Annotated in this window: 3 protein-coding genes and 1 pseudogene; all 4 read left to right on the top strand. The window is 73.1% G+C overall.

The genetic code is table 11. The features are described 5' to 3' along the window. The first annotated feature begins 254 nt into the window (after positions 1-254). The 4 genes and pseudogenes from FNQ90_RS15095 (at position 255) to FNQ90_RS15080 (ending at position 3,842) form a co-directional block, all read left to right on the top strand. Complete coding sequence (locus FNQ90_RS15095; protein WP_182606859.1) at positions 255-1,358, top strand: PhoH family protein; 1,104 nt, start codon at positions 255-257, stop codon at positions 1,356-1,358. Positions 1,359-1,371: 13 nt separating this feature from the next. Beyond that, positions 1,372-1,869 carry an rRNA maturation RNase YbeY gene (ybeY, locus tag FNQ90_RS15090; RefSeq protein ID WP_182606858.1) on the top strand — a complete coding sequence of 166 codons (498 nt, stop codon included), beginning with the start codon at positions 1,372-1,374 and terminating at the stop codon, positions 1,867-1,869. Further along, positions 1,866-3,173 (top strand): annotated as a pseudogene (locus tag FNQ90_RS15085) (hemolysin family protein); the annotation flags it as partial. The gene ybeY and the pseudogene FNQ90_RS15085, both read left to right, overlap by 4 nt. A gap of 306 nt (positions 3,174-3,479) precedes the next feature. Continuing rightward, complete coding sequence (locus tag FNQ90_RS15080) at positions 3,480-3,842, top strand: cytidine deaminase (RefSeq protein ID WP_182606856.1); 363 nt, start codon at positions 3,480-3,482, stop codon at positions 3,840-3,842. Positions 3,843-3,946: the final 104 nt, after the last annotated feature.

The following is a 3,946-nucleotide window of genomic DNA, read 5'->3' as shown; positions in this document are numbered from 1 at the left end:
GATCGAGGGGCCGGTGGTGGGCCGACCGTTGCGCCGGGCGGTGCCCACCCTGGGCTTCGGCGACCCCTCCCGCTGAACCCACCGAACCCTTGGGGCCCGACCGGTCCCCTCCGTCCCCTGCGCACGACCGGGAGGGGCGCGCGGGATCGCGCGGGGTCGCGGAAAATCGACCACGCCTCCGGCGGCGCGGCGTCGTACCCTTGAGGTCCGTTCATCGAGGAGCAGAGAGGGATGACGGGCCCCTCGGGCCGCCCATGACTCAGACATCCACACCCCGTGCCGCGGGGGACACCACCGCCGCCGAGGCCACCGCCCGCTTCACGGTGCCGGCCAAGCACCCCATGGTGACGGTGCTCGGTTCCGGCGACTCCCTGCTCCGGGTGATCGAGCAGGCCTTCCCGGCGACCGACATCCACGTCCGCGGCAATGAGATCAGCGCCACCGGCGACCCTCAGGAGGTCGCCCTGATCCAGCGCCTGTTCGACGAGATGATGCTGGTGCTGCGCACCGGACAGCCCATGACGGAGGACGCCGTCGAGCGGGCCATCGCCATGCTGCGCGGCGACGGTGGGGAGAGCCCCGCCTCCGTGTTGACCCAGAACATCCTCTCCAGCCGTGGTCGCACCATCCGCCCCAAGACGCTGAACCAGAAGCACTACGTGGACGCCATCGACCGGCACACCGTGGTCTTCGGTATCGGCCCGGCGGGCACCGGCAAGACCTACCTGGCGATGGCCAAGGCCGTACAGGCGTTGCAGTCCAAGCAGGTCAACCGCATCATCCTGACCAGGCCGGCGGTCGAGGCCGGGGAGCGGCTGGGCTTCCTGCCCGGCACCCTCTACGAGAAGATCGACCCCTACCTGCGGCCGCTGTACGACGCCCTGCACGACATGCTGGACCCCGACTCGATCCCCCGCCTGATGGCGGCGGGCACCATCGAGGTGGCGCCGCTGGCGTACATGCGCGGACGCACCCTCAACGACGCCTTCATCATCCTGGACGAGGCGCAGAACACGAACCCCGAGCAGATGAAGATGTTCCTGACCCGGCTCGGGTTCGACTCCAAGATCGTGATCACCGGTGACGTGACGCAGGTGGACCTGCCCGGCGGCACCCGCAGCGGTCTGCGCCAGGTCCAGGAGATCCTGACCGGCGTGGAGGACGTCCACTTCTCCCGCCTCACCAGCTCGGACGTGGTCCGGCACAAGCTGGTCGGTCGGATCGTCGACGCCTACGAGCGGTACGACGACCGCGAGCGCGAGGAGCGGGAGGGCCGCGGCGAGCGCGACGCCCCCGAGGGCGTCGCCCGCCGCGACCGACGGAACCGGTCCGGCCGCACCGACCACTCCGGAAGGTGACGGGCCGGCGATCATGGCCATCGAGGTGAACAACGAGTCCGGCCTCGACTTCGACGAGCGGGCCGTACTCGACATCGCGCGTTACGCGCTCGCCCGCATGCGGATCCACCCGCAGTGCGAGCTGTCGGTCATCGCGGTGGACGCCGCCGCGATGGAGCAGCTCCACCTGCAGTGGATGGACCTGCCCGGGCCCACCGATGTGATGTCCTTCCCGATGGACGAGTTGCGTCCCCCCGGCAAGGACGAGGAGGAGCCCCCACCGGGCCTGCTGGGGGACATCGTGCTCTGTCCCGAGGTGGCCCGCCGGCAGGGCGAGGCCGCCCCCACCGCGCACTCCATGGACGAGGAGCTGCATCTGCTCACCGTGCACGGGGTGCTGCACCTGCTCGGCTACGACCACGAGGAGGCGTCCGAGCGGGCCGAGATGTTCGGCCTGCAGAAGGCGATCGTGGACGGTTGGCGCGACGAACGGGGGCTCACCGGCCCCTCCCCCGCCCCCACGACGACATGACCGGTTCCCTGCTCACCGGCGTCGCGGTCCTGGTGCTGCTGGCCTGGCTCGCCTCCTGCGCGGAGGCGGGCATCGCCCGCATCAACGGCTACCGGGCCGAGGAGGCGGTGCGGGCCGGCAAGCGGGGCGCGGCCCAGCTGGCGGCGGTGGCCGCCGACCCGGTGCGCTACCTCAACCTCGCCCTGCTGCTGCGGGTCGCCGCCGAGACGGCCGCCGCGGTGCTGGTCACCTACGCCTGCCTGGTGTCCGTCGACTCCGCGTGGCAGGCCCTGTGGCTCGCCTTCGGTGTCATGCTGTTGATCTCCTTCGTGGCGGTCGGTGTCTCGCCCCGCACGATCGGCAGACAGCACCCGGTGAACACCACCACCGCCGCCGCCCACGTCCTGCTGCCGCTGGCCAGGGTGCTGGGGCCGCTCACCCAACTGCTGATCCTGCTGGGCAACGCCCTGACCCCCGGCAAGGGCTTCCGGCGCGGACCGTTCGCCTCCGAGGCGGAACTGCGCGCCATGGTGGACCTGGCGGGGCGGGACCGGCTCATCGAGGACGAGGAGCGCCGCATGGTGCACTCGGTCTTCGAGCTGGGCGACACGATGGTGCGCGAGGTGATGGTGCCGCGCACCGACCTGGTGACGATCCCCCGGGACCGCACCCTGCGCCAGGGGCTCACCCTCGCGCTGCGCTCGGGCTTCTCCCGCATCCCGGTCACCGGTGAGAACGACGACGACATCGTCGGCGTGCTGTACCTCAAGGACCTGGTGCGCCGGGTGCACGTCAGCCGTGAGTCCGAGAGCGGGGCCGTGGAGACCGCGATGCGGCCGGCGACCTTCGTGCCGGACACCAAGAACGCCGGTGACCTGCTGCGCGAGATGCAACGCGACCACATCCACGTGGCGGTCGCGATCGACGAGTACGGCGGCACGGCCGGCATCGTCACCATCGAGGACATCCTGGAGGAGATCGTCGGCGAGATCACCGACGAGTACGACCGGGAGCTGCCGCCGGTGCGTCCGCTGGACGGGGGACGGCACCGGGTCACCGCCCGGCTGGATCTGGGCGACCTCGGCGAGCTGTACGGCGTCGAGCTGGAGGACGAGGACGTGGAGACCGTCGGCGGGCTGCTCGCCAAGCGGTTGGGCCGGGTCCCGATCGCCGGTGCGACGGCGGAGGTCGATCTCACCGGGCGGCACGGGACACCCAACCTGGCGGGACTGCGGCTGACGGCGGAGTCCCCGGCGGGACGCCGCAACCGGATCCTCACGGTGCTGGTCGAGCCGATTCGCCCCGGGGAGCGGGCGGCGCCGGACGCCGACGCGCCGGCGGACGCGCCCGGCCGTGCCGTCGGCGCCCGGGCCCCCGCCGGCGGGGGCCCGGGCGGGGACGACGGACCGGTGACCACCGCCTCGATGGCCCCCGCGGAAGACCTCGACAGCGCCCGGGAGACCGGCGCCGGGGGCGGCGAGGAGGGCTCCCCGCCCCCCGGACCCGACGGCGACACGGGTACGGGTACCGGACACGGCGGCGACGCCGAAGACGCCGAAAAGGGATCCCGGCGGCCGTGACCCGGCGGGGCCCGCGCCGGCCCGGCGGGCCCCGCCGGGAGCGCCCTCTCTATGCTGCTCGCCATGAGCGATGACGCGCTGAACCCCGAGGACCGCAAGATCATCACCCTGGCGCGCAGTGCCAGGGCCCGCAACAGCGCCCCCGAGGGCGCCGCGGTCCGTGACGAGACCGGTCGCACCTACGTGGCGTCCACGGTCGCCCTGGAGTCCCTGCGACTGAGCGCCCTGCGCACGGCCATCGCCATGGCGGTGGCCGGCGGGGCCCGATCGCTGGAGGCGGCGGCGGTGGTCACCGAGGCCGGGGAGCCCGCGGCCGAGGATCTGGCGGCGGTGCGGGATCTGGGCGGCGCCGGAACACCGGTGCTGCTGGCCGCCGCGGACGGCACGCTCCGGCTGACCGCGACGGCGGGCTGAGCGCTCCGGGCGATCACCCGAACGCCCGCCCGGCGTCCCCCGAGCGTTTCCCGGAGCGCTCTCCCGCCCGACCGCCCATTCCGGTCCGTGGCCCGGCCCCCGGG

Source organism: Streptomyces alkaliphilus (assembly GCF_014141535.1).
Taxonomy (GTDB): Bacteria; Actinomycetota; Actinomycetes; order Streptomycetales; family Streptomycetaceae; genus Streptomyces; species Streptomyces alkaliphilus.
The sequence above is the reverse complement of the archived record's forward strand: the minus strand, read 5'-3'. Positions and strand labels throughout refer to the sequence as shown.

What these genes read in the sequence shown, in the direction of transcription:
- FNQ90_RS15095 (WP_182606859.1), top strand. Translation starts at nt 255, where the DNA reads ATGACTCAGACATCCACACCCCGTGCCGCGGGGGACACCACCGCCGCC.
- ybeY (WP_182606858.1), top strand. Translation starts at nt 1,372, where the DNA reads ATGGCCATCGAGGTGAACAACGAGTCCGGCCTCGACTTCGACGAGCGG.
- FNQ90_RS15080 (WP_182606856.1), top strand. Translation starts at nt 3,480, where the DNA reads ATGCTGCTCGCCATGAGCGATGACGCGCTGAACCCCGAGGACCGCAAG.